This window comes from Collinsella sp. CLA-JM-H32 (genome assembly GCF_040098165.1).
Lineage (GTDB): Bacteria > Actinomycetota > Coriobacteriia > Coriobacteriales > Coriobacteriaceae > Collinsella.
This window is the reverse complement of record NZ_JBBNMZ010000010.1, coordinates 75,484-101,110: the sequence shown is the minus strand read 5'-3', so window position 1 is coordinate 101,110 and position 25,627 is coordinate 75,484. Positions and strand designations below refer to the sequence as shown.

Annotated in this window: 19 protein-coding genes; all 19 read left to right on the top strand. The window is 60.1% G+C overall.

Annotation, left to right across the window (positions count from 1 at the left end; genetic code table 11):
- Window positions 1-114: 114 nt before the first annotated feature.
- The 19 genes from uvrA to gpmI all read left to right on the top strand — a co-directional run bounded on the left by uvrA (window position 115) and on the right by gpmI (window position 25,506).
- Window positions 115-2,994 carry an excinuclease ABC subunit UvrA gene (gene uvrA, locus AAA021_RS07580; protein WP_349088694.1) on the top strand — a complete coding sequence of 960 codons (2,880 nt, stop codon included), beginning with the start codon at window positions 115-117 and terminating at the stop codon, window positions 2,992-2,994.
- A 133-nt stretch (window positions 2,995-3,127) separates the two neighbouring features.
- Entirely contained in the window at window positions 3,128-3,628 is a 501-nt protein-coding gene (ybaK, locus tag AAA021_RS07575) for a Cys-tRNA(Pro) deacylase (RefSeq protein WP_138375029.1), read from the top strand.
- A 3-nt stretch (window positions 3,629-3,631) separates the two neighbouring features.
- On the top strand, window positions 3,632-5,935 hold the full coding sequence (locus AAA021_RS07570) for a lipid II flippase MurJ (RefSeq protein ID WP_349088692.1): 2,304 nt from the start codon (window positions 3,632-3,634) through the stop codon (window positions 5,933-5,935).
- A 6-nt stretch (window positions 5,936-5,941) separates the two neighbouring features.
- Window positions 5,942-7,882 carry an excinuclease ABC subunit UvrC gene (uvrC, locus tag AAA021_RS07565; RefSeq protein WP_349088690.1) on the top strand — a complete coding sequence of 647 codons (1,941 nt, stop codon included), beginning with the start codon at window positions 5,942-5,944 and terminating at the stop codon, window positions 7,880-7,882.
- 364 nt (window positions 7,883-8,246) lie between these two features.
- A complete protein-coding gene (locus AAA021_RS07560; RefSeq protein ID WP_349088689.1) occupies window positions 8,247-9,860 on the top strand; it encodes an ABC transporter substrate-binding protein in 1,614 nt (537 codons plus the stop codon).
- A 157-nt stretch (window positions 9,861-10,017) separates the two neighbouring features.
- Window positions 10,018-10,974 (top strand): ABC transporter permease, encoded by a 957-nt coding sequence (locus AAA021_RS07555; protein ID WP_035138896.1) that lies wholly within the window; start codon window positions 10,018-10,020, stop codon window positions 10,972-10,974.
- Between the two features lie 3 nt (window positions 10,975-10,977).
- On the top strand, window positions 10,978-12,993 hold the full coding sequence (locus AAA021_RS07550; protein ID WP_099431432.1) for a dipeptide/oligopeptide/nickel ABC transporter permease/ATP-binding protein: 2,016 nt from the start codon (window positions 10,978-10,980) through the stop codon (window positions 12,991-12,993).
- The gene (locus tag AAA021_RS07545; RefSeq protein WP_006236159.1) at window positions 12,994-13,821 is read left to right on the top strand and encodes an ABC transporter ATP-binding protein; all 828 of its coding nucleotides are present in this window, start codon (window positions 12,994-12,996) and stop codon (window positions 13,819-13,821) included.
- Between the two features lie 80 nt (window positions 13,822-13,901).
- Entirely contained in the window at window positions 13,902-14,879 is a 978-nt protein-coding gene (locus AAA021_RS07540) for an acetylxylan esterase (protein WP_349088687.1), read from the top strand.
- Complete coding sequence (locus AAA021_RS07535) at window positions 14,872-15,723, top strand: acetylxylan esterase (protein WP_349088686.1); 852 nt, start codon at window positions 14,872-14,874, stop codon at window positions 15,721-15,723. Before AAA021_RS07540 ends, AAA021_RS07535 begins: the two co-directional genes overlap by 8 nt.
- A gap of 68 nt (window positions 15,724-15,791) precedes the next feature.
- A complete protein-coding gene (locus AAA021_RS07530) occupies window positions 15,792-16,712 on the top strand; it encodes a dihydrodipicolinate synthase family protein (protein ID WP_195520698.1) in 921 nt (306 codons plus the stop codon).
- A 173-nt stretch (window positions 16,713-16,885) separates the two neighbouring features.
- On the top strand, window positions 16,886-17,851 hold the full coding sequence (locus AAA021_RS07525; protein ID WP_022094876.1) for an ROK family protein: 966 nt from the start codon (window positions 16,886-16,888) through the stop codon (window positions 17,849-17,851).
- 141 nt (window positions 17,852-17,992) lie between these two features.
- Window positions 17,993-18,679, top strand: a complete 687-nt coding sequence (locus AAA021_RS07520) for an N-acetylmannosamine-6-phosphate 2-epimerase (protein WP_022094877.1) — start codon at window positions 17,993-17,995, stop codon at window positions 18,677-18,679.
- 101 nt (window positions 18,680-18,780) lie between these two features.
- Window positions 18,781-19,701: an RNase adapter RapZ gene (gene rapZ, locus AAA021_RS07515; RefSeq protein WP_022094878.1), complete on the top strand. Its 921-nt coding sequence runs from the start codon at window positions 18,781-18,783 to the stop codon at window positions 19,699-19,701.
- Window positions 19,702-19,707: 6 nt separating this feature from the next.
- The gene (gene whiA, locus AAA021_RS07510) at window positions 19,708-20,637 is read left to right on the top strand and encodes a DNA-binding protein WhiA (RefSeq protein WP_349088685.1); all 930 of its coding nucleotides are present in this window, start codon (window positions 19,708-19,710) and stop codon (window positions 20,635-20,637) included.
- Between the two features lie 193 nt (window positions 20,638-20,830).
- On the top strand, window positions 20,831-21,856 hold the full coding sequence (gene gap, locus AAA021_RS07505; protein WP_055286941.1) for a type I glyceraldehyde-3-phosphate dehydrogenase: 1,026 nt from the start codon (window positions 20,831-20,833) through the stop codon (window positions 21,854-21,856).
- Window positions 21,857-21,996: 140 nt separating this feature from the next.
- On the top strand, window positions 21,997-23,187 hold the full coding sequence (locus AAA021_RS07500; protein WP_006236149.1) for a phosphoglycerate kinase: 1,191 nt from the start codon (window positions 21,997-21,999) through the stop codon (window positions 23,185-23,187).
- The gene (tpiA, locus tag AAA021_RS07495) at window positions 23,180-23,947 is read left to right on the top strand and encodes a triose-phosphate isomerase (protein ID WP_349088684.1); all 768 of its coding nucleotides are present in this window, start codon (window positions 23,180-23,182) and stop codon (window positions 23,945-23,947) included. Before AAA021_RS07500 ends, tpiA begins: the two co-directional genes overlap by 8 nt.
- Window positions 23,948-23,952: 5 nt before the next feature.
- A complete protein-coding gene (gene gpmI / locus AAA021_RS07490; RefSeq protein WP_349088683.1) occupies window positions 23,953-25,506 on the top strand; it encodes a 2,3-bisphosphoglycerate-independent phosphoglycerate mutase in 1,554 nt (517 codons plus the stop codon).
- Window positions 25,507-25,627 lie beyond the last annotated feature (121 nt).

Sequence of the window (25,627 nt, the reverse complement as noted above, 5' to 3'; positions counted from 1 at the left end):
GGCGTCAGACAACGCAAAAGGTCTGCGAATCTTGTATCACGAACATCTGTGCGCGTCGAGTGCGCTAAACTCATCGTCAGTGTGATTTGAAGTTGTAGGAGGCAAGGAGCTTCCATGTCTGATTCTTCTATCGTTATCCGCGGCGCGCGCGAGCATAACCTGCGCGATATCGATGTCTCCATTCCGCGTGACCAGCTCGTGGTCATAACCGGTCTTTCCGGATCGGGCAAGAGCTCACTGGCGTTCGATACCATCTATGCCGAGGGCCAGCGCCGTTACGTCGAGAGCCTTTCGAGCTATGCGCGTCAGTTTTTGGGCCAGATGGACAAGCCCGATCTGGACTCGATTGACGGCCTGTCGCCGGCTGTGTCGATCGATCAGAAGACGACGTCCAAAAACCCACGCTCGACGGTGGGCACCGTAACCGAGATTTACGACTATCTGCGTCTGCTGTTTGCTCGCGTGGGAACGCCGCACTGTCCTGAGTGCGGTCGTGTCATTGAGCGTCAGACGACCGATCAGGTCGCCGACAAGGTGCTGGCGGCGGGGGAGGGCCGTCGCGCGTTTGTGTTGGCGCCGGTGGTTCGTGGACGCAAGGGCGAATATGCCAAGCTGTTTGAGGACCTGCGTGCGGAGGGCTTTAGCCGTGTGCGCGTCGACGGCGAGGTGCGCTCGCTTGACGACCCTATCGACCTGGACAAGAAGTTCAAACACGACATTGAGGTCGTGGTCGACCGTATCGTGATTCGAGAGAACTCCCTGGGTCGCATTGCCGAGTCCGTTGAGCAGGCGACGGCACTGGCGCACGGTAACGTGAACGTGTACATGCTGCCCGACCGCGACGCTCCCGAGGGAACCGAGGGCGAGCTGCTGGAGTATTCGCTGGCACTGGCGTGCCCGGAGCACGGGCATTCCATCGACGACCTGCAGCCGCGCGATTTCTCGTTCAACGCGCCCTATGGTGCATGTCCCGAGTGCGATGGCCTGGGCTTTAAAAAGACAGTCGATGCCGAGGCGCTGATTGAAGACCCCTCAAAGTCGATTGCCGACGGAGTTTTTGGCAGCCTGTTCGGCAATTCCAACTATTATCCGCAGATTTTTGCTGCGGTCTGCAAACACTTTAAGGTGAGTGCCTATACGCCATGGGAGGACCTGCCCCCGCGGGTGCGTCGTGCGTTTTTGGATGGCATGGGCGACACGAAGATTTCGGTCGACTATCAAAAGCTCGATGGGCGTCGCAGCCAGTGGGACACTAAGTTCTCGGGCGTGCGCAACATCCTGTACGAGCGCTACAGCGAGACGACGAACGAGAACACCAGGGCTCGCTTGGAGAAATACATTCGCGAAGAGCCATGCTCGAGCTGTCACGGTGCTCGCCTGCGTCCCGAGATGCTTGCCGTCACCGTGGGCGGCAAGTCCATTTACGATGTCTGCTGCCTGTCGTGTCGCGAGTCGCTCGAGTTTTTTGAGGGCCTGGAGCTTACCGAGCGTCAGCAGTTCATCGGCGGGCGCATCGTCAAGGAAATCCTGGAGCGCCTGCGTTTTCTGGTCGATGTCGGACTCGACTATCTGACGCTCGATCGCGCCTCGGCGACGCTTTCCGGCGGTGAGGCCCAGCGCATTCGCCTGGCAACGCAGATCGGCGCCGGCCTCATGGGCGTTCTGTACATTCTGGACGAGCCGTCGATCGGTCTCCACCAACGCGATAACGAGCGCCTGATCAAGACGCTCGAGCGCTTGCGCGATATCGGTAATACCGTTATCGTCGTCGAGCACGACGAAGATACAATTCGCGCTGCCGACTACGTGATCGATATGGGTCCCGGTGCGGGCGTTAACGGCGGAAACGTGGTCGCTGCAGGAACGCCTGCCGATATCATGGCGTGCCCCGATTCCATGACGGGTGCCTATTTGACCGGCAAGCGGATGATCCGCGTGCCCGATGAGCGCCGCAAGCCCGGCCGCGGCTGTCTTAAGATCACGGGCGCCCGCGGTAACAACCTCAAAAACGTTACCGCCAAGATTGAGTTCGGTACGCTCACAGTCGTTACCGGTGTCTCGGGATCGGGCAAGAGCTCCCTGGTCACCGATACGATTGCGCCCGCGCTTACGAATGCCATCCATCGTTCGACGCGTCCCGTGGGGCCGTACAAGAAGATTGAGGGCATTGAGTGCATCGATAAGGTAATCGATATCGACCAGTCGCCGATCGGTCGTACGCCGCGTTCGAACCCTGCGACCTATATTGGCCTGTGGGATGATTTGCGTGCGCTATTTGCAAGCACGCCGGAGTCGAAGGCGCGCGGCTACTCGCCGGGACGTTTCTCCTTTAACGTAAGCGGCGGTCGCTGCGAGGCGTGCAAGGGCGATGGCCAGATCAAGATCGAGATGCACTTCCTTCCCGATATCTATGTCCCCTGTGAGGTATGTGGCGGCAAGCGTTATAACCGCGAGACGCTCGAGGTTACCTACCGCGGCAAGACAATCTCGGATGTGCTCGACATGAGTGTCACCGAGGCACTGGCTTTCTTTGGGAATATCCCGCAGATTAAGCGCAAACTGCAGACCCTATATGACGTGGGTCTGGGTTATGTGAGCTTGGGCCAGCCCGCTACGACGCTTTCGGGCGGCGAGGCGCAGCGCGTGAAGCTCGCCAAGGAGCTTCATCGTCGTCAGACAGGCAAGACGTTCTACATTTTGGACGAGCCTACAACCGGCCTTCATTTTGAGGACGTTCGCCAGCTGCTCGACGTGTTGCAGCGCCTGGTCGATGCGGGCAACACGGTTCTGGTGATCGAGCACAACCTTGATGTCATCAAGGTCGCCGACCGCCTGATCGATATGGGCCCCGAAGGCGGCAATGGCGGCGGAACCGTCGTGGTCTCGGGCACGCCGGAGCAAGTCGCGGCATGTTCGCAGAGCTACACGGGCAAGTTCTTGGCGCCGCTGCTCAAGCGTGACCGTGAGCGTCAGGCGCAGCTCGACGCACGGTAAAGAGACGTTGTAGTACCGACGCGCCACCGATTCCTTCTGATTCGGTGGCGCTTCTGTGTGTCGAGATGGCATATGCGGCGGAATTGGCCCTATACTTAATCCTTGCGTCGCTCTGCGAGGGAAAGGATGTGCCATGGCAAAGGCTGTTAAGACGCCAAAAACCAATGCGATGCGCGAGCTGGAAAGCGCCGGCATCTCCTATGTTCTCCATACGTACGAAGACGATGGCGATGAATCGTCAGGTCTGGGCGTCGCGATTTCCGAGCAGCTTGGCGAGGAGCCCGGTCAGGGATTTAAGACCCTGGTCTGCACGACGCCGTCCAACGACCATGTCGTGTGCTGCATTCCCGTTGCCGACGAGCTCGACCTCAAGGCCGCCGCGCGCGCCGCAGGCGAAAAGTCGCTGACCATGATGCATGTCAAAGATTTGCTTGCCGCGACGGGGTATGTCCGCGGCGGTTGCAGCCCGGTCGGTATGAAAAAGCGCTTCCGGACGCTGATCGATGAGACATGCGTCCTTTGGGATACCATTTTTATCTCGGGTGGCAAGCGCGGCTATCAGCTTGAGCTTGCTCCCGATGACTTAGTTGCATTTTGCGGGGCGACGGTTGCCCCGATCACGAGAGAGGACTGAGCGATGCCGCAGGAAGAATCAAAGCGCGGAGCTCACTTTGCAAAAGGGTCGGCTCCTCAGGCGCCCGCGCCCGAGGCTGCTTCGTTCGATAACGAGATTCGAAACGCCTGGTCCGCTGCCGCTGACCCGGGCGAGACGGCCGTGTACTTGCGTGCCGCCGGTGCCGGCACGGCGCTTCCCCGTACGGTTCTTTCTTCGGCTCGTCCCGATGAGACGGCTGTCTTTTTGGCCGCCGCTCAATCGAGCGCCAGCGTGACGCCGGTCGCCTCCGAGGCTCCTCGTGTGCCGCGTCCCGATGAGACGGCGGTGTTTTTGATGGCAGCCCAGGGAAAGAGCGCGCCGCAGAGCGCTCCTGTCGCTCGTTCCGCCAAGCCCGCGGCTCATGATGATGACGAGCCGCTTCTTTCGGATGACGAATGGTCGCCGCTTGGTTCGACAGATCCCGTCGAGGGCGTGGCCATCGACGGTGATGACGACTGGGACCCTCTGTCGTTTTCTGCCCGAACCGTCGCCGCCAAAGAAGTTGACACGGTGTTTGGCGACCATGCCATATTCGATGATGATGCCGTATCCGGTAACAACATGCCGAACAGCGATGACGCCGCGCCTGCTGATGACGCCGTTTTGGTTGACGATCCCTTTGCGATGACCGGCTCCTTTGCCGTCGTGGACGATTTGCCGCCACAAGATGAGGTTCATGAGGACTCTCAGGACGACGTAGACGATATGGGTTCGTCGGACTACTCCACGGTTGGTCGTTCTGCTGGCCTCATGACCGTGCTGACCATCGTGTCGCGCGTCACCGGGTTTATCCGCACGTGGGCCATGGCGGCCGCCATCGGCATGTCGCTGCTCTCGTCCTCCTATCAGGTTGCCAACAACCTGCCCAACATGCTCTACGAACTCGTGATGGGCGGCATGCTCGTGACGGCGTTTTTGCCCGTGTACATGGGCGTGAGGCGTGAGCAGGGTCGCGAGGCCTCGAACGAGTACGTGGGCAACCTGCTCGGCATTCTGCTTTTAGTGCTGGGTGGCATTTCGTTGCTGGGGACCGTGTTCGCCCCGGGCTTTATCTGGACGCAATCGTTCCTTTCGGGTGACGGCGGCAGCATGGATACCGCTGCGTTCATGTTCCGTTTCTTTGCCATCCAGATTCTGTTTTATGGTTTGGGCTCGGTGTTCTCGGGCGTTCTCAACGCACACCGCGACTACTTCTGGTCGACGTTTGCCCCGGTCCTCAACAATGTGATCGTCATTGCGAGCTTTATGGGTTTTGTGCCCGTGTCCGCACAGTTTGGCGAACGTGCCGGCATCATCTTGATTGCGGCCGGTACGACCCTCGGTGTCTTTGTTCAGATGGCATGTCAGATTCCCGCGCTTGGCAAGCACGGCGTGCATCCCCATATCCATATCGACTTTAAGGACCCCGCGCTGCGCCAGACGATTGCGCTCGGTATCCCGACGCTGCTCGCCACGGTGTGCATGTTTGTCTCGACTTCTATCACCAACGCTGCCGCGCTGGTGGTCCAGCCCGAGACTGGTCCTTCCGTCATCGCCTATGCGCGCCTGTGGTACACGCTGCCCTACGCGCTGATTGCCGCCTCGCTTTCGACGGCGCTCTATACCGAGCTCTCTCACGACGCGCAGGAGAAGGATTACGACAGCGTTCGCACGGGCATTTCGCGTGGCGTCGCCCAGATGCTGTTCTTCCTGATTCCGTTCGCGCTGTACCTGATTGTCTTCGCGCGTCCGCTCAACATGATTTACTGTGCCGGCAAGTTTGATGAGTCCGGCGTGGCGCTGGTGTCCGAGTTCCTTGTCTACCTGGCGTTCTCGCTGCCGCTCTACGGCGTGGTCGTGTTGATGCAGAAGAGCTTCTCTGCCTTGCTCGACATGAAGCCCTATAGCCGCTATTGCCTGTATTCCGCCATCGGCCAGGCCGGCTCGGTTCTGCTGTTTGGCGTTGTGCTGGGCTTCGGTATGCCGGCAATCGCGCTTTCGTATGTCGTCGACTACGTGATCTTGGTCGGTTGCTCGCTGTGGTGGCTGCGTCGTCGTCTGCGTGGCCTTCAGGTCAAATCTATCCTGCATGGCGGTTTCTTTGGCCTTTTGCTCGGTGGCCTGGGCGCTGCCGCAGGCGCCGGCGTCATGTGGGCGCTTGAGCACTTTGTCGGGGCACTTGGCGGCTCGATTCTGATTACTCTTGGTTACGTTTGTGTTGCGGGTGTCGTCTCGCTTGCTGTTACCTTTGGCCTTGCCGTCGTCCTTAAGATGCCCGAGGTCTCGGCGCTGCTTCGTCGCAAGTAGGTGCGTGTGGCCGGTCACGACAACATTCCAACACTCGCCGAGCAGGTTTCGCGCGTTCCCACGCAGCCCGGATGTTACCTTTGGAAAGATGCCAAGGGCGATGTCATCTACGTTGGCAAGGCGAAAAACCTGCGTTCCCGTATGCGCCAGTACGTGACGCTGCAGGATGAGCGCCAAAAAATACCGCTCATGATGCAATTGGTTGCGAGCTTTGACTACATCGTTGTCGAAACCGAGCATGAGGCGCTTGTACTCGAGCGCAACCTGATCGGCCAGTACCATCCGTACTTTAACGTCGACCTCAAGGATGACAAGAGCTACCCCTTTATCGCCATTACAAAGGGCGACCTGTATCCCGCTATCAAATATACGCGCGAGCGCCATAAGCCGGGAACGCGCTATTTTGGACCCTATACCGATAGCCGTGCGGCACGTGAGACGATAGATACGCTGCGCAAGGTTATCCCCATCTGCTCCGCATCCTGTGCGGAGTGGCGTCGTTGTCGTCGTATCGTCGAGTCCCACAAGGGCGAGGAAGACATCGTCAATATGATTTGCGCGCAAAACGGGCGTCCCTGCTTTGACTACCATGTCGGGCGCGGCCCGGGTGCGTGTGTCGGCGCGATTTCTCCTATGGACTATGCCAAGAACGTCAAACGTGTCGAGCGCTTTTTGTCGGGCCATCGCAAGGATGTCGTCGATGAGCTGACCTCCGAGATGACGGATGCCGCCGAGGCGCTCGACTTTGAGCGCGCGGCACGCGTCAAACGTCGTTTGGAGGTCATCAGGGGTCTGGACGATCGTCAGCAAGTCGTTTTTCCCTCCAGTGTCGATATCGATGTCATCGGTTTCTATCGCGAGGAGACCATCTCTGCCGCTTGCGTCTTCGTCGTTCGCGAGGGCCGAACAGTTCGCACCTGCGAGTTCATTCTCGACAAGGGCTTTGATGTTGACGAGGAAGAGCTCCAGTCGGGCTTTCTTAAGCGCTATTACGATGAGACGGCTGATATTCCAGCTGAGATAAACCTCTCTGTCGAGCTTGAGGATGCGGAGGCGCTGGGGGAGTGGCTTGCAGGCAAGCGCGAGCGTTCCTGCCATCTCCATAGGCCGCAGCGTGGCGAAAAGCACCGTTTGCTCGATATGGCATCCAAAAATGCGCGCCATGCCCTCATGCGCTACATGATGCGAACGGGGTACGCTGACGACCGCACCAATCAAGCGCTCCTGGAGCTCGAAAGCGCGCTGGCGCTGCCGGCGCCGCCGATGCGTATCGAGTGCTTCGATATCTCGACGCTGCATGGAACCTTTACCGTCGCCTCGATGGTGGTGTTTACCAACGGACGCGCCGACAAGAGCCAGTACCGTCGTTTTAAAATTCAGGCCGAATTGGACGAGGCAAACGACTTCGTGTCGATGTCCGAGGTTTTGGGACGACGCTATGCTCCCGAGCGCATGGCCGACGAGCGCTTTGGCTCGCGCCCCGATTTGCTCGTTGTCGATGGCGGTAAGCCGCAATTGACCGCTGCGATCAAGCAACTTGAGGCTCTTGGGCTCGATATACCAGTTTGTGGCTTGGCAAAGGCCGATGAGGAGGTTTTCGTGCCTTGGGACGAGACTCCCGTCGTGCTGCCGACCGGGTCCGCTTCGCTCTATCTAATTAAACAGGTGCGCGATGAATCGCACCGTTTTGCAATCACATTCCATCGTGAGTTGCGTGATAAAGCCATGACAGTTTCGGTACTCGATGACGTTCCAGGCGTGGGACCCACCAGAAAACGTGCCCTTATGCGCCATTTTGGCTCGATGAAGCGTTTGCGCGCGGCGAGCGAGCAAGAGATCGCGGAAGTTCGCGGCATACCTGCCGATGTTGCCAAGGCGGTCCACGAGGCGCTCGTTGCGTGGAATGCCGAGCGCGCCGAGGCGGCGGCTGGCCATTCCGATAGCTAAACACGAGCCTAAACAACTGATATACATGATTGCGCGATTTTCAACCATTTATTTCGCCATGATTGCCTGCTGGTTTCGGGTTTTATTAACGCTAAAACGTTTGACTAACCCAAGCGAAAACCCTGCTATCCTGCGGGTTGACGAAGACTGATATCTCACCTCGCCGATACATACTGTCTGGCGAATCGTTTGTCAACGAATTCGGTGAACGGTAGTAAATACCGTTCAAGCGTATGTATGTATCGGTCGCCGAGCGCGGCACCTCAGTTGGGTTCGTCGGTAGGTAAGGTATATATCGTCCGCAAGTTGCGCGGGGGCAAGTCTAGGTGCTCCCGAGTAAGATTCTCTATTGATAGGAGAAGACATGGCCATCATCAACAAGGGTATGTCCAGGCGTTCGTTCCTCGGCCTCACCGGCAGCGTCGCTGCTGTCGCAGGGCTTGGTCTCACCGGCTGCGGTGGCAGCTCTAACGACGAGGGTTCCGCTTCCGGTTCCACCGATTCCGCCAACCGTGGCGGCGGCGTGATCACCGCTGGTTCCGCTTACGCTCCGTCCAGCTTCGATCCCGCCAGCACCGGCTCCGCTGTGGGCCTGGGTGCTAACTGGCACGTCGTCGAGGGCCTCTACGGCATCGATTACCACGACTACAGCACCTTCAACGAGCTCGCCACCGACGATCCCAAGTCTGTGGACGACACCACTTTCGAGGTCACCATCCGCAAGGGCGCCAAGTTCTCCGATGGCACCGAGGTCACCGCTGACGATGTCGTTGCCTCCTACACCGCTTGCGCCGCTTCCGCTACCTATGCTCCGTTCTTCCAGCCCTTCGAGTCCATCGAGGCCAAGGACGCCAGCACCGTGACGGTCAAGACCAAGGTCCCCAACTTCTCCCTGCTCAAGGATCGTCTGGCCATCGTCCGCGTTACCCCGGCCACCCAGACCGAGGAGGATCGCGCCAAGCAGCCGATCGGTTCCGGCCCCTGGATGTACGACTCTATCTCCGATACCGAGATCACTCTGGTTCCCAACCCCGAGTACAACGGTGAGTATGCTGCCGAGGATAAGAAGATCCAGTACAGCATTCTGACCGACCCCACCGCTCGCGTTACCGCTCAGCAGGAGGGCTCCACGCTCGTTATGGAGCTCGTTACCGCTGACGCCGTCGACCAGCTCGAGAGCGCCGGCTGCAAGATCGATAACGTTCAGGGTTTCGGCACCCGCTTCATCATGTTCAACGTCGCCAAGGAGCCTTGGAACAACGTCAAGGTCCGTCAGGCCGTCATGTATGCGCTCGACACCGAGAAGATGGTCAGCAACACCTTCGCCGGCCTTGCTACCGCTGCCAGCTGCTACCTGCCCAAGAGCTTCACCAACTATCATGAGGCTTCCACGGTGTACAAGACCGACGCCAAGAAGGCTAAGAAGCTCATCGAGGAGTCTGGCATCACCCCGGGTGCCATCACCCTGCGCACCACCGACAACGAGCAGATTAAGGGCATGGCCGCCCAGGTCAAGAACGACCTCGACGCTCTCGGCTTCGATGTGACCATCCAGACCGATACCTCGCCGGCTACCTACGCTGCCATTGACGGCGGCGAGGCCTACGATATCCTCCTTGCCCCTGGCGATCCTTCCTGCTTCGGCGCTGATCCCGACCTGCTGCTCAACTGGTGGTACGGCGACAACGTCTGGATGCAGACCCGTTGCCCGTGGAAGGAGTCCGCTGAGTGGCAGAAGCTCCACGGTCTCATGGACGAGGCTCTTGCCGCCGAGGGCGACGAGCAGCAGAAGAAGTGGAACGAGTGCTTCGACATCATTGCCGACAACGCCGTTCTGTACCCCGTTGTCCACGTCAAGACCGTCTCCGCTTTCTGGGACGATCCGTCCACTGCGCCCAACGGCGAGGCCCTCGATGGCTTCAAGGGCATCGGCACGACGAGCATGTCCTTCAGGGGCGTTGCGACCGTCAAGGCGTAAGACTCGCTTGAGTCTGTATGCAGGATGTCGGCCGTTGGGACCGTATCCTCATAGTTGAAACAAAGACCCGGGCGGCAACGATGTCGCTCGGGTCTTGTAATGAGTATCCGTACTCATATACCAGTTGGTCCTACCGACAAAAGAAAGGGGAGAGAACGTGAACAACTTGCTACGTTTGATTGGAAGGCGTCTTGTGGCGCTGCCGATCATGGCATTGGGCGTCACCGTCCTGGTGTTCTTCCTTATGTCGTTCTCCAAGACCGACCCCGCCTACACGGCGTTGGGTGACGGTGCCTCGCCCGAGGCGGTTGCCGAGTACCATGAGAAGTATGGTCTGGACGACCCCTGGCCCGTGCGCTACGTGCGCTATATGGGCGATCTGATCCATGGCGACATGGGCACCTATGGTGCTGCTCGCAACTCCGTTGCCAAGCGCATCTCCACGGCCCTGCCCGTCACGATGCAGCTGACCTTTATCGGTCTTGCTATCGGTGCGGTCGTTTCGTTTTTGCTCGGCGTCATCGCGGCACTGTATCGCGACAAATGGCCGGACCAAGTGATCCGCGTCTTTTCCATCGCCGGCTTGGCAACCCCGTCGTTCTGGCTTGCCGTTCTGTTGATCCTGCTGTTCTCTTCCTACCTTAAGGTGCTCCCGGCATCGGGTGCTCTGCCTCACTTCACCACGAATCCGGTTGGCTATCTGGGACGTATGATCATGCCCGCTATCGCCTTGGCATTTCCGCTGACGGGCCAGATGACTCGTATCGTGCGTACCGCCATGGTCGAGGAGCTCGACAAGGATTATGTCCGTATGGCTCGCGGCGCCGGCGTTCCCGAGAAGGTCGTCGTCGGCATCAACGTTCTTCGCAATGCGCTGATCACCCCGGTCACCACCCTCGGTCTTAAGATCGGTTACCTCATGGGCGGCGCCGTCGTCATCGAGGTTATCTTCAACCTCCCCGGCATGGGCACCGCGATTCTGCAGGGCGTTCAGGGCAACGAGGCGAACCTGGTTCAGGGCGTCGTCATCGTCGTTGCTCTTGCCTTCATCATCATCAACATCGTGGTTGACATGCTCTACCTGCTCATCAACCCGCGCATCAGGACGGTGTAGATTATGGTAAAGATTCGAGAGAAGCAAACCGAGCAGCTCGAGAAGGCTGCCTCCAAGGGGCTCAAGCTCGGTGGCTGGAAGAAGATGACGCTGTCTTCTAAGATTGCCGCCGTCGTGCTGGTGCTGGTCGCCCTGACTGCGATTCTGGCGCCCCTTCTTGCCCCCTATAGCCCGGTCGAGATCTTTACGGCTCGCCAGGCTCCCGGCAACGGATTTATCTTCGGTACCGACGATAAGGGTCGCGACATTCTGTCGCGTATGCTCTACGGTGGTCGTTACTCGCTGATTATCGGCTTTGGCGCCACTGCCATGGCTCTGGTCTGCGGCTCGGTCGTGGGCGCCCTTGCAGCGGTTTCGCGCAAGGCCGTCTCCGAGACGATCATGCGTATCTTGGACATCATCATGTCCATCCCGGGCATCGCCCTCGCGGCCGTCTTCGTCTCCATCCTGGGCAACTCCGTGCCGTCGATCATCTTCGCCATTGGCTTTATGTACACTCCGCAGATTGCCCGTATCGTGCGCGCCAACATCGTGTCCGAGTACGGCGAGGACTATGTCCGCGCGGTCATCGTTTCCGGCGCCAAGGCTCCGTGGATTTTGATCAAGCATGTTCTGCGTAACTGCATCGCCCCGATCATGGTTTTCACCGTTACCCTGGTCGCCGACGCCATCATCTTCGAGGCCTCGCTGACCTTCATCGGCGCTGGTATTCAGGAGCCCACCGCTACCTGGGGCAACATCCTCGCCGACGCCCGCGGCGGCGTGCTCGCCGGCCGTTGGTGGCAGGCGCTGTTCCCGGGCCTGGCCATCATGATCACCTGCCTGGCGCTCAACATCCTCTCCGAGGGCATTACCGACGCCATGGCCGCTGCTCCCTCCGCCGCCCTGGATCCGACCGATTCCTCCAAGCGTCGCGAGGCCGACCTGCTGGTCTCCGACCCCGTTCGCGCCTACAAGGAGCAGGCCCAGTCCCTCTCCGCTCGCCTTGGCGCCCTGCGCGATGTCGAGCTCAAGCGTGACGATCGCCATGTGCCCGACGAGTCTGTCGAACCGATTCTCTCGGTCCGTGACTTCTGCATTCAGTTTGAGCATCACGGTGATATCAACGTTGTCGACCATGTCAACTTTGACGTCCGTCCTGGTCAGACCATGGGCCTGGTGGGCGAGTCCGGTTGCGGTAAGTCCATCACCACGCTGGCCATCATGGGCCTGACCGATGAGGACGAGCACCTTTCCGGCGAGGTCCTCTGGGAGGGCCGTGACCTGCTCAAGATGAGCAAGAAGGAGTGGTTCGGCCTGCGTGGTACCGATATCGCTATGGTCTATCAGGACGCCCTGTCCTCGCTCAACCCCTCCATGCTCATCTCTGCCCAGATGAAGCAGCTCACCAAGCGCGGCGGAACCCGCAGCGCCGAGGAGCTCCTGGAGCTCGTCGGCCTCGATCCCAAGCGCACGCTCGAGAGCTATCCGCATGAGCTCTCCGGCGGCCAGCGTCAGCGTGTCCTGATCGCTATGGCCCTTACCCGCGACCCCAAGCTGGTCATCTGCGACGAGCCCACGACCGCTCTGGACGTTACCGTCCAGAAGCAGGTCATCAAGCTGCTCAACGATCTTCAGGCCAAGCTCGGCTTTGCCATGATCTTCGTTTCGCATGACCTGGCTCTGGTCGCCGAGGTCGCCCACAACATCACGGTTATGTACGCCGGTCAGGTTATCGAGCAGGCACCCACCAAGGAGCTGCTCACCAACCCGATCCACGAGTACACCCGCGGTCTTCTGGGCTCCGTTCTGTCCATCGAGAGCGGCTCGGGCCGTCTGCACCAGGTCCCCGGCGCCGTTCCCAGCCCGCGAGATTTCCCCAAGGGCGATCGCTTCGCACCCCGCTCGAGCCATCCGCGTATTGGCCTGGATACCCGTCCGGTCTTCAAGCGCGTGCCCGGCACCGAGCACTTCTATTCCGAGCTCCCCGACGAGGTGCTCAAGGCAAATGGTTTGACCCCTCACGCGGAGGTGATGTAGATGAGCGAGACCGCAGTCAACGGCGTCGAGCCGATCATCTTCCTTGATGACGTCCACGTCACCTTTAGGACCCGTACCGGCTCGATTCTGCACCCCAACCTGGTTCACGCCGTCCAGGGTGTTACGATTAAGCTCATGCCCGGTCAGACGATTGGCATCGTCGGCGAGTCCGGTTGCGGTAAGTCCACCACCGCCAACGTCATGTGCGGCCTGCAGGCCCCCACGAGCGGCAAGGTCTACTTTAAGGGCAAGGACGTTACCAAACGTACCGCCGAGGACCGTCGCCACATGGGTCGCGTCATCTCGGTCGTGTTCCAAAACCCGGCCACGGCGCTCAACCCCCGCATGGTCGTTCGCGAGCAACTGCTCGACCCCATGCGCGTCCACAACCTGGGTACCGAGGCCGAGCAGGAGAAGCGCGTCAAGGAACTCTTGGAGCTCACCGGTCTGCCCAGCTCCGCCGCCGAGGTTCTTCCCGGCCAGCTTTCGGGTGGCCAGCGCCAGCGCGTCGCAATTGCCCGTGCCCTGTCGCTGAACCCCGATGCCATCATCGCCGACGAGCCCACCTCGGCTCTGGACGTTTCGGTCCGCGCGCAGATTCTGAATCTGCTGACCGACCTTAAGAAGGAGCTCGGCCTGGCCATGGTGTTCATCAGCCATGACATCCAGACGGTCCGCTATATCTCTGACGACATCATCGTTATGAATGGCGGCAAGATCGTCGAGCAGGGCGAGGCCAAGCAGGTCTTCCAGCACCCCCAGGACCCCTACACCAAGATGCTGCTCGGCGCTGCGCCGTCGCTGCTGCACCCCAAGCTCGGCGAGTAGCCTCGCTTTCCCTCCCGTGCGCCCGGCCCCCTTGCCGGGCGCACCTCCGTTGCGATTTCGAAAGGTTGGGTTCACGAGCCATGCCAAGTGCTCAGGAGCTACAACATCAATTTGGTGAATATCGAGGCGCCATGCCCCGTCCATCAGATTTCGATCTCTTTTGGAAGGATCGCATGGCCGAGGCCGACGCCGTCGGGCTTGACTATGCGATCGAGGCGGCATCGGTCACCGATGCCGCGACCTGCCAGCTTTTCGACCTCTGGTATACCGGCATGTGTGGCGCGCGCCTGCATGCCAAGTACCTTAAACCCGTCTCGGACGAGCCCGTGCCATTGGTACTTCAGTTCCATGGGTATCCGGGTGCAAGCCGCAGCTGGTTTGAGCAGGCGTCGTTTGCGGGCATGGGCATGGCACTCATCGCCCTCGACTGCCCCGGCCAAGGAGGTCCCTCCGAGGACATTGGTGGATTTGAGGGCACAACGGTTGCCGGTCATATCGTCGCCGGTATCGACGGCGATCCGGCCAACCTCTACTATGTCCGCTTGCACCAAGATATTCGCATCCTGTGCCGCATCGTTCGCGAGCTCGAGGGCATCGATCTTGCGCGTGTGTTTGTGAACGGCGCGTCGCAGGGTGGTGGTTTGGGCATTGCGACCTGTGCGCTTAACAGCGAGCTTATCAATCGTGCCGCCATCCTCTATCCCTTCCTGTCAGATTTCCGCCTAGTCTGGGATTTGGATGCAGACGACATTGCCTACGAGGGCCTGCGCTATTGGTCTCGCTGGTTTGACGAGGACTCGACTCGTATTGACGAAGCCTATGCCAAGCTGGCGTACTTCGATTCCAAGAACTTTGCCCCTATGGTCAAATGCCCCGTGCTGTTTGGCACCGGCACAGCCGATATCGTCTGCCCGCCAGCGACGCAGTTTGCGGTCTATAACAACCTGACCTGCGAAAAGCGTCATGAGTTCTTTGAAGGCTTTGGCCACGAGGAGATTCAGGATTTTGACGATCTGATCATTCCGTTTTTCTGCAAGGGAGGGGAGGCTCATGTCTAAGTGCGAGAGCAATGTTAATGAGCTGATTGTCCCCGGGCTCGTGGGAATTCCTGGAACGGTTTCGTCAAGGCTCGCAGAATATCGGGACTGGCGCGGTGATGTCCAAGCAGATGTTTCTGATTTAGAGACATGCGCTTCGAATCTTGAGATTCAAGGCCTGGCCATTACGGCGATTGACTTTGTTAACCCCTGCGCCCGTTACTCGGAGGTCTCCTATGAGCTCGCTGACGATGCGATTCACGCTCGTTTGATCGAGCCTGTCGGTCGTGCCCGAGTGTCTGAGCGCGTGCCGCTGTGCCTGATGTTCCACGATATCGATCGGCCTGTGCGCGGCTGGCATCACATGACGAGATTTGCCGCCATGGGGTATGCCGTCCTCGCGCTGGATGACGATGTTGCTGGTGCGGACGACCTGCAGCGGGGGATTTCTTCGCCCGCTTTTGTCGAGCGCGTCCGTTGGGGTTGCGCGCTGGCGAAGGTGGCGCGCAATCTTGATGGCATGGACCCCGACCGCATCTTTGCATGGGGCGAGGGTCTAGGCGGCGGAGTCGCGCTGGCGGTTTCTGCTCTGGACGAGCGGGGTCTCGCCTGCACGGCGGTTGCCAATCCGCTTCCTGGCGGCCTCGAGGCGCTGTCGTCTCGGGTGCGCGGATCGGTGCTCATGGGCACATCGCTCATGGATACCGTGAGCGATCCCAAGGATCAGTTTGCCGTATTCAACGGTCTTGAGTGTGACCGGAGACATATCATCTATGCCAAATACGCTCACGAGCGCATCAATGCGTTCGAAAACGAAGTCGTCGACTTTTTTAACCAAACGTTCTACTCGTGTTCTTTGGCCTAGACGGCCTGGACACTGCCAACAAGAGTGGGCGGCATAGGGCTGCCCACCAGACAACTAAGGAGATTCTTGTGGCAACTCAGAAATTCACCGGCGTTATCCCTCCCGTCGTTGTTCCCGATACCGAAGACCACCAGCTCGATGTTGCCTCCTTTGAGCGCAGCATCAACCGCATGATCGATGCCGGCGTCGATGGCTTGTTCTTCCTGGGCTCCTCGGGCGAGGTCGTCTTCTCCACCGACGAGCGTCGCCGTCAGATCATCTCCGAGGCCGTCCGTATCGTCGACCACCGCGTTCCCGTTCTGGTCGGCATCATCGACACCGAGACCGAGCGCATGATCGAGCACGGTAAGGTCGCTCAGGAGCTGGGCGCCGATGCGCTTGTCGCCACCTGCCCGTTCTATGCCCTGCAGGGCATGACCGAGGTCGAGGAGCACTTCCGCATCCTGCATGAGGAACTCGACCTGCCCATCTTCGCCTATGACATCCCCGTGTGTGTCCACACCAAGCTCCCGTGGAAGCTCCTTGCCAAGCTCGGTGCCGAGGGCGTTCTGGCCGGCGTCAAGGATTCCTCGGGTGATGACATCTCGTTCCGCTACCTCGTTCAGGAGAACGAGAAGAACGGCCATCCGATGAGCATCCTCACCGGTCACGAGGTTGTTGTCGACGGCGCCTACCTCGGTGGCGCCGACGGTTCCGTTCCGGGTCTCGCCAACGTTGAGCCCGAGGGCTACGTGCGTCAGTGGAAGGCCGCTCAGGCTGGTGACTGGGCTACCGTCAAGGCCGAGCAGGATCGCCTCAATGAGATTTCGCACATCTGGGATGTCACCTCGGGCGTCCAGGGTTATGCCGGTGGCGTCGGCGCCTTCAAGACCGCTATGAACCTCATGGGTATCTTCGACAGCCCGACCATGCCGCGCCCGGTGAAGGCCATGACCGGCGAGAACGTCGAGGCGATTAAGAAGGTCCTCCAGGACAACGGTCTCCTGTAAAGCTTCCCCGGGCACCCGACCTCGCCGTTCAACCGTGCGGCCATGACCCATTAGATCAATGGTCACACGGTTTCTTGGCGATCTCGGGCACCTGGAAAACCTTTTCCGCGCTGTGACGGCTAGCCTGACGGCGCATTTCCTGTAGTTGTTTTTTATCTCCTAAGGAGAGCGACATGGAGAACAAGTACGTCTGCTCTGTCGATATCGGCGGAACTAAGATCGCGACTGCCATCATGGAGTACCCGGCTGACGGCAGCGTGCCCCATCCCGTTTTTGAGGCCGAGGTTCCCACCGAGGCCCAAGAGGGCGGCGAGGCCGTCTTCCAGCGTATCGAGGCGTCCATCAAGGCTGCTCTCGAGGCGAATCCCGATGTCGAGGTCCTTGGCGTCGGTATCGGTGCCGCCGGCGTTGTCGATCCCAAGACGGGTGCCATTGCGTATGCCAACGAGATCATGCCCGGCTGGTCCGGCGTTCAGTTGGGGCCGCGTCTGCGCGAGGACCTCGGTCTTCCCGTTGCCGTTGTAGGCGACGTGCAGGCTCATGCTCTGGGCGAGGCCCACTGGGGCGTCGGCAAGGGCAAGTTTTCCGTCTTGTGTCTTGGCATCGGTACGGGCATCGGCGGCGCATATGTCGAGAATGGCCGCGTGATGCAGGGCTTCCATGGTGCTGCCGGCCATATGGGCCACATCGAGTGCTCGGCTGCCGCCGGCATTCCCTGCGCCTGCGGGCGTTCCGGCCATCTGGAGTCGGTTGCTTCGGGCACTTCCATTGGTCGAATGTACGATGAGCGTTTTGGCCGCGTCGACCCCAGCCGTCCTTCGGTCGGTCGCGATGTGAACGACCTGTGCCGTGCGGGCGACGCAAAGGCGACCGAGGTCATCCATGACGCCGGCTTTGCGCTGGGTGCCAGCTTGGGCTCGCTCGCTAACATCCTGGACCCTGAGGTCATCGTGCTTTCGGGCGGCGTGATTCACCAAGGTCCCGATTGGCGTTCACAGACTTGGAAGGATTCGGTGCACGAGGGCTATGCCAGCCAGGCGCTCGATCCGCTTCAGGACACGCCGATCCTCATCGGTTCTCTGGAGGGCGATGCTCCGCTCATCGGTGCCGCCGAACACCTTCTTGCGTCGTTGAAATAAACATAGCTACCAAGTGCGCCTTCTGAGGTGCCGCAGATTGACGTGAAAGAGGAGCGAAGCGTACTTCGGTACGCGAGCGACGGTTTGAACGTCAAGGTGCGGTGTCTCAGAAGGCTGTTTTTGAGAAAGGTTGAGTCGAACATGACCGTTGATCCTTTGATCCAGTCCCTGAAGGGTAAGCTCGTCGTGAGCGTTCAGGCGTATATGGGCGAGCCGCTTCGTACGCCCGAGACCATGGCGCAAATGTCTCGCGCTTGCGAGCTCGGCGGCGCCGCCGCCATTCGCTGCCAGGGCCTTGCCGACATTGCCGCCATTAAGGGTCGCTGTGAGGTTCCCGTCATCGGCCTGTGGAAGGATGGGCACGAGGGCGTTTACATCACGCCGACGCTGCGTCACGCTCGCGCCTGCGTTGCTGCCGGTGCCGATATCGTGGCGATCGACGCCACCGATCGTCCGCGCCCCGATGGCAAGACGGTCGAGGATACCTTCCGCCCGCTGCACGAGGAGGGTGTGCTCCTGATGGCGGATTGTGCCACCATCGAGGATATTCGCCGTGCTGTTGATATGGGCTTTGACCTGGTATCCACCACGCTTTCTCACGGCGTCGCCGCCATCGACTGCACTATGGCCGATGGCCCCGACCTGCCGCTCCTGCGTCAGGCGACTGAGGAATTCCCCGGCCTTCCTATCATTTGCGAGGGTCGCGTGCATACGCCCGAGGAGGCTCGCGCCGCAATCGATGCTGGCGCCTGGGCCGTTGTCGTCGGCACCGCCATCACGCACCCCACGAGTATTACGAGTTGGTTCAAGGCTGCACTTGAGGCGTAAGACAGGCCTCGTATCCGCTCGGGGCGGTATACTCAATATAGGCAATTGACCGCGCGGGATCCGGGTTGCTGGGTCCCGCGCTTGTTTTCGGGAGGCAGCACATGCAAAAGGGAGATGCCATGGATGCGGCGGAGCGCTCGGAGCGCATCCCCGATATCGTCATCATCACCGGAATGTCCGGATCGGGCCGCACACAGGCCATGCACGTGTTCGAGGACATGGGCTATTTTTGCATCGATAACCTGCCTCCGCGTCTCATCGCCCAGCTTGCCGAGCTCGTCGGCATCAATACGGGCGTGGGCAGGCATCTCGCCGTCACCTGTGACCTGCGCAGCCAGGGCTTGTTCGATGAGCTGCTCGATGCCGTTGCCGCACTCGAGGAGCGCGAGATGAGCTGTGACATCGTGTTTCTCGAGGCCTCTGACGAGGTGCTGATCCGTCGTTATAGCGAAAACCGCCGCCGCCATCCCATTGCCAAGCCGGGGGAGACTACGGCCGATGCGATTCAGCGCGAGCGCCTGCAGCTGCAGGGTGTGCGCGACCGAGCCGATATGATCATCGACACGAGCCGCCTGCGTACCTCTGCCCTGCGCAACAAGCTACGTATGGCATTTTCCGAGCTGTCCGACCAGCAGCTCATGGACGTTCACGTGTTCTCGTTTGGCTTTAAGCACGGTATGCCCGTCGAGGCGGACATTATGATCGACGTTCGCTTCCTGCCCAATCCGTTCTACGATCCCGAGATGCGCACCATGACCGGTCTCGATAAGAAGGTCTCCGACTTTGTTCTGGACCATCCCAAGACCCAGGAGTTCTGGAAAGCTTGGACGCAGCTGCTCGATACGGTCATGCCCGGCTATATCGCGGAGGGCAAGCCACAGCTTTCTATTGCCATCGGCTGCACGGGCGGTCAACACCGCAGCGTTGCCATCGCCGAGGCCACGGCACGTTATTTGGAAGGCGCCCAATATCACGTGAGCATTTCCCACCGCGACCTGTCGCGCGCCAACACGAAGGCATAGGCCTGCATGTCGTTTACCGCTGAGGTGCGCGACGAGCTTGCGCGCTGCGAACCCGAATGTGAATACTGCGACTTGTCGACGCTTGCCGCCCTGACGCGTGTGAGCGGTACACTTTCGCTGGCCGGCTCCGGGCGGTATCGTTTGACGGTCGCGACCGAGACGGGTGCCGTCGCGCGCACGATGATCACGCTGACGCATCGCATCCTTAAGCTCAAAACGGAATTCACCGTTCGTAAATCGGTCTTGCATAAGGTCCGTAACTATCTCATTACCCTGCCCGATCAACCCGACCTGGACAAGGCTCTGGTGCTGCTGGGCATTCTCGACCGCAGGGGAGGGCTCGTCGCCGGTGTTCCCCGGCACATCGTTGCCCGTCCCTGCTGCAGGCTTGCCTACATCCGCGGCGCGCTCATCGCCGGCGGTTTCGTGGCCGATCCCCGCGGCGACTTTCATTTGGAGATCGCGGTGCAGGGCGAGCAGTATGCCCGGGGACTTTGCGATCTATTGGAGCAGATTGGGGTCCATGCGCGCGTTAACGCGCGGCGCGGATCCTTTGCTGTCTACATTAAAAGCGCCGAGGAGATCGAGCAGCTCCTAAAGCTGATTGGCGCCAAGCGCAGCGTTGCCGAGATCGAGGAAGCGCGCGCGGTCAAATTGGTTAAGAACGACGTAAACCGTCGCGTGAATGCCGAACTGGCCAATCAGACCAGAAGTGCGGGTGCCGCCCAGCATCAGCTTGCGATGATCGATGAGCTCGAACAGCGGGGTTTGCGCGACACGCTTCCGGACGCCTTGGCAGTCTTTTGCGACCTGCGCGAGCGCTATCCCGATCTGTCGCTGCGCGATCTGGGCGAGATGGCTGACCCTCCCTTGTCGAAGTCTGCCCTGTACCATCGCGTTTTGAGGCTTGAAAAGCTCATTGAAGCAAACAAGTAGTTTGAAGTATCGACTTATATACGGATTTAGCTGCTATTTTAGTATTTAAAACGTTTTAACGTAAATTTGATTTTCAATTTCGAGCATTCTCGTGAAATTCAAGTCAAAAAAAAGGTATATTAGGCGAGTGGTTAGTTTGTGGGCCTCAACGGCGGGCGCTGTAGCTCGCGGGGGCCTTACGAAAGGAGACACAATGGCAGTAAAGGTTGCTATTAACGGCTTCGGTCGCATCGGTCGTCTGGCTTTCCGTCAGATGTTCGGTCATGAGGGCTCCGAGATCGTCGCTATCAACGACCTCACCTCTCCCGATATGCTCGCTTACCTGCTGAAGTACGACTCCACGCAGGGCAACTACGCTCGCGATCACGAGGTCGTTGCTGGCGAGGATTCCATCACCGTTGACGGCAAGGAGATCAAGATCTACAAGGAGGCCGACGCTAACAACCTGCCTTGGGGCGACCTTGACGTCGACGTCGTTCTCGAGTGCACCGGCTTCTACACCAGCAAGGCTAAGGCTCAGGCCCACATCAACGCTGGCGCCAAGAAGGTCGTCATCTCCGCTCCGGCCGGCAGCGATCTGCCCACCATCGTGTACAACGTCAACCATGAGACGCTGACCGCTGAGGACAACATCATCTCCGCTGCTTCCTGCACCACCAACTGCCTCGCCCCGATGGCCAAGGGTCTGAACGACTTCGCTCCCATCGTGTCCGGCATCATGACCACCATCCACGCCTTCACCGGCGACCAGATGCCGCTCGACGGCCCGCAGCGCAAGGGCAACTTCCGTCGCTCCCGCGCCTGCTCCGAGAACATCGTCCCGAACACCACGGGCGCTGCCAAGGCCATCGGCCTGGTTCTCCCCGAGCTCAACGGCAAGCTCATCGGTGCCGCCCAGCGCGTCCCGACGCCGACCGGCTCGCTGACCAACCTCTACGCCGTCGTTGACAAGAAGGTCACCGTCGACGAGGTCAACGCTGCCATGAAGGCCTACGCCGAGACCATCCCCGAGACCTTCGCCTACAACGAGGACCAGATCGTCTCCCGCGACATCGTCGGCGAGACCCACGGCTCCATCTTCGACGCCACTCAGACCATGTGCTCTGACCTCGGCAACGGCCAGACCCTCGTTCAGGTCACCTCTTGGTACGACAACGAGAACTCCTACACCTCTCAGATGGTCCGCACCATCAAGTACTTCGAGAAGTTCGTTGCTTAATTTAGCTTTTAGCGAATAGCTCGTTGAGCGTCTAAAGAAGGGCGCGGCCTTATAGGGCTTACACCCTAGGGTCGCGCCCTTTTTATAAGAAATCGTCTGCCGTAATGGGAGGCAGACACGTACGAAAGGTAGAAGCAAACATGGCCTTTACCAAGAAGACCGTCCGCGACATCGATGTCGACGGAAAGCGCGTTCTCGTCCGCGTTGACTTTAACGTGCCTATCAAGGATGGCGTCGTTGGCGACACCACCCGTATCAAGGCTGCCCTGCCCACCATCAACTACCTCGTTGAGCACAACGCTCGCGTCATCCTCATGAGCCACCTCGGCCGTCCCGAGGGCACCGGCTTCCAGCCCGAGCTGTCCCTCGAGCCCGTCGCCAAGAAACTCGCTGAGCTCTCTGGTCTCGACGTTGCCTTTGTCGCTGACACCTACGGCGAGAAGGCTGCTGAGGCTGTCGCCGCCGTCGAGCCGGGTAAGGTCCTCGTTCTCGAGAACGTCCGTTTTGACAAGCGTGAGAAGAAGAACGATCCCGAGATCGCCAAGAAGCTCGCTTCCTATGGTGACGTCTTCGTTCTCGATGCCTTCGGCACCGCTCACCGCGCCCAGGGTTCCGTCGTGGGCCCCGCCGCTTACCTGCCTGCCGTCGCCGGCTTCTTGCTCGAGAAGGAGGTCGACACGCTGACCGGCATCTTCGCCGAGCCCGAGCGCCCCTTCGTCGCCATCGTCGGCGGTTCCAAGGTTTCCTCCAAGATCGGCGTTCTCGATCACCTCATCGACTCCGCTGACACCCTGATCATCGGTGGCGGCATGGCCTACACCTTCTTCCTGGCTCAGGGCCTGTCCGTTGGTCAGTCCCTCAAGGAAGAGGACTGGGTCGAGCGCGCCGGCGAGATGCTCAAGAAGGCCGAGGAGAAGGGCGTTAAGATCCTGCTCCCCATCGACAACCGCGTTGCCGATCACTTTGGCGAGGACGCTGTCCCCGAGGTTGTCGCTTCCGACGCTATCCCCGACGATCGTGAGGGCATGGACATCGGCCCCAAGACCGAGGAGCTCTACGCCGAGGCCGTCAAGGGCGCCAAGACCGTGTTCTGGAATGGCCCCATGGGCGTCTTCGAGTTTGACAACTTCGCTCACGGCACCCAGGCTATCGCCGAGGCTGTCGCCGAGGCCGACTGCACCTCGATCATCGGCGGTGGCGACTCCGTCGCAGCTGTCAACAAGTTCAACCTGGCCGACAAGATGAGCTGGATCTCCACCGGTGGTGGCGCTTCCATGGAGCTCGTCGAGGGTAAGGCCCTGCCCGGAGTGGAGGCGCTTCTCGATGCCTAATCGCACCCTTCTTATCGCTGGTAACTGGAAGATGAACAACGACGTCGCCGAGGCTGCCAAGCTCGCCGACGAGCTGGCCCAGGCTCTGCCCGAGGTTCCGGCTGGCGTCGAGGTGCTCGTCTGCCCTCCGACCATCGACATCACCACGGTTCATGACCGCATTCAGGCTGCCCCCATCGCCCTCGGTGCACAGAACGTGTACTGGGAGGCCAAGGGCGCCTTCACCGGTGAGTCCTCTTGCGACATGCTCAAGTCCGCTGGCTGCACCTACTGCATCATCGGTCACTCCGAGCGTCGCGACTACTTCCACGAGACCGACGAGGACCAGAACAAGAAGGCCAAGGCTCTCGTTGCCGCCGGCCTTGTTCCCGTCTTCTGCTGCGGCGAGTCCCTCGAGGTCCGCGAGGCCGGCACCTATGTCGAGCACGTCGTGAACCAGGTCAAGGCTGGCCTTGCTGGTCTTGAGATCACCTGCCCCAAGCAGGTCGTCGTCGCCTATGAGCCCATCTGGGCCATCGGCACCGGCAAGACCGCTACCGCTGAGGACGCTCAGGAGGTTTGCGGCGCTATCCGTGAGACCCTCAAGGAGATGTTCGGCGAGGAGCTCGCCAACGGCATCCGTGTTCTCTACGGTGGTTCCGCCAAGCCCGGAAACATCGCCGAGCTCGTCGCCAAGCCCGACGTTGACGGCGCCCTCGTGGGCGGCGCTTCGCTCAAGGCTGCCGACTTCGCCTCTATGGTCGCCAAGGCAGGCGAGTAGGACATATGGCACAGCGTCATCTTCCTGCACTCCTGATCATCATGGACGGCTGCGGCCTGGCTCCGGCCGATGGCGAGAACGCCGTCGCCGCTGCCAAGACGCCCTTCCTTGATGGCCTGTACGAGAAGTATCCTCACACCACGCTCGGTGCTTCGGGCGAGGACGTGGGCCTTCCCGACGGCCAGATGGGCAACTCCGAGGTGGGTCACCTCAACATCGGTGCCGGTCGCATCGTGTTCCAGGAGCTTTCGCGCATCAACAATGCCATCAAGGACGGCTCCATCGCCAAGAACGAGGTTTTCGTCAAGGCCATGGACGATGTCAAGGCTGACGGCAAGACTCTCCACCTCATGGGCCTTATGAGCCCTGGCGGCGTTCACTCCCACATGAACCACGTCGAGGCTCTGGTCAAGATGGCTGCCGAGCATGGTGTCAAGACCGTTCGCGTCCACGCCTTCATGGATGGCCGCGACGTCGACCCGCAGTCCGGTGCCGGTTACATGAGTGAGTTCTGCGCCTTCCTGGCCAAGATTTCCGAGGAGACCGGTTGCGACGCTCGCGTTGCCACCGTCTCGGGCCGTTATTGGGCGATGGACCGCGACAACCGTTGGGAGCGCATCCAGCGCGCCTACGACGTCATGGTCAACGCGTCCGATGCTGATACCGACCCCGTTGCCGGTATCAAGGCCTACTACGAGAAGGACCCGCGCGGCGACGAGTTCGTCGAGCCCTTCGCTGCCCACAACGAGGGCATTCACGAGGGCGACGCGGCCATCTTCTTCAACTTCCGTCCCGACCGCGCTCGTCAGATGACCCGCGTGTTCACGGACAAGGAGTTCGACGGCTTTGAGCGCGAGCAAATCAAGCTTTCGCACTTTGTGACGATGACCGAGTACGATCCGACGTTTGACGTCGAGGTCGCCTTCCCCAAGACGTTCCCCGAGAACGTCCTGGCCGACGTTATCGCCGCCAATGGCCTGAAGCAGCTGCACACCGCCGAGACCGAGAAATACGCCCACGTGACGTTCTTCCTCAACGGTGGCATCGAGGAGCCCAAGGAGGGCGAGGAGCGCGTGCTCGTCGCTTCCCCCAAGGTTGCTACCTACGATCTGCAGCCCGAGATGAGCGCTCCCGAGGTTACCGAGAAGCTCGTCGCCGCCATCAACGAGGATCGCGCTGATTTCTACATCGTGAACTTCGCAAACTGCGACATGGTTGGTCACACCGGTGTCTTCGACGCTGCCGTTAAGGCTGTCGAGGCTGTTGACGATGCCCTGTCCAGGGTTGTCCCGGCGATTCTCGCCAAGGGCGGCTTTGCGCTGATTACCGCCGACCACGGCAACGCCGATCACATGTTTGACGTTGCTTCCGACGGTTCCAAGCATCCGTTTACGGCTCACACCACCAACCGCGTGCCGTTCATCATCGTTGATGAGAAGGCCAAGCTCACCGGTATCGAGGACGGCCGTCTTTCCGATATCGCTCCGACCATGCTCACCATGGCTGGTATTGAGCCTTCCGCCGAGATGACGGGCCGCGTGCTCGCCACCGAGGCCTAATAGAAAACAAATACCGTTTTCTAGTAAGGGGGTTGTCCACAACCGGACAACCCCCTTTTTTGGTATTTCTGCCATTTCCACCCCGTCCTTGAGTGGCAGGTAGGGGAGAGCGGGGGATTGT

Bases quoted from the DNA above. Each gene is read 5' to 3' on its own strand.
- uvrA (WP_349088694.1), top strand. From the start codon at position 115: ATGTCTGATTCTTCTATCGTTATCCGCGGCGCGCGCGAGCATAACCTG.
- ybaK (WP_138375029.1), top strand. From the start codon at position 3,128: ATGGCAAAGGCTGTTAAGACGCCAAAAACCAATGCGATGCGCGAGCTG.
- AAA021_RS07570 (WP_349088692.1), top strand. From the start codon at position 3,632: ATGCCGCAGGAAGAATCAAAGCGCGGAGCTCACTTTGCAAAAGGGTCG.
- AAA021_RS07560 (WP_349088689.1), top strand. From the start codon at position 8,247: ATGGCCATCATCAACAAGGGTATGTCCAGGCGTTCGTTCCTCGGCCTC.
- AAA021_RS07550 (WP_099431432.1), top strand. From the start codon at position 10,978: ATGGTAAAGATTCGAGAGAAGCAAACCGAGCAGCTCGAGAAGGCTGCC.
- AAA021_RS07545 (WP_006236159.1), top strand. From the start codon at position 12,994: ATGAGCGAGACCGCAGTCAACGGCGTCGAGCCGATCATCTTCCTTGAT.
- AAA021_RS07540 (WP_349088687.1), top strand. From the start codon at position 13,902: ATGCCAAGTGCTCAGGAGCTACAACATCAATTTGGTGAATATCGAGGC.
- AAA021_RS07535 (WP_349088686.1), top strand. From the start codon at position 14,872: ATGTCTAAGTGCGAGAGCAATGTTAATGAGCTGATTGTCCCCGGGCTC.
- AAA021_RS07525 (WP_022094876.1), top strand. From the start codon at position 16,886: ATGGAGAACAAGTACGTCTGCTCTGTCGATATCGGCGGAACTAAGATC.
- AAA021_RS07520 (WP_022094877.1), top strand. From the start codon at position 17,993: ATGACCGTTGATCCTTTGATCCAGTCCCTGAAGGGTAAGCTCGTCGTG.
- rapZ (WP_022094878.1), top strand. From the start codon at position 18,781: ATGCAAAAGGGAGATGCCATGGATGCGGCGGAGCGCTCGGAGCGCATC.
- whiA (WP_349088685.1), top strand. From the start codon at position 19,708: ATGTCGTTTACCGCTGAGGTGCGCGACGAGCTTGCGCGCTGCGAACCC.
- gap (WP_055286941.1), top strand. From the start codon at position 20,831: ATGGCAGTAAAGGTTGCTATTAACGGCTTCGGTCGCATCGGTCGTCTG.
- AAA021_RS07500 (WP_006236149.1), top strand. From the start codon at position 21,997: ATGGCCTTTACCAAGAAGACCGTCCGCGACATCGATGTCGACGGAAAG.
- tpiA (WP_349088684.1), top strand. From the start codon at position 23,180: ATGCCTAATCGCACCCTTCTTATCGCTGGTAACTGGAAGATGAACAAC.
- gpmI (WP_349088683.1), top strand. From the start codon at position 23,953: ATGGCACAGCGTCATCTTCCTGCACTCCTGATCATCATGGACGGCTGC.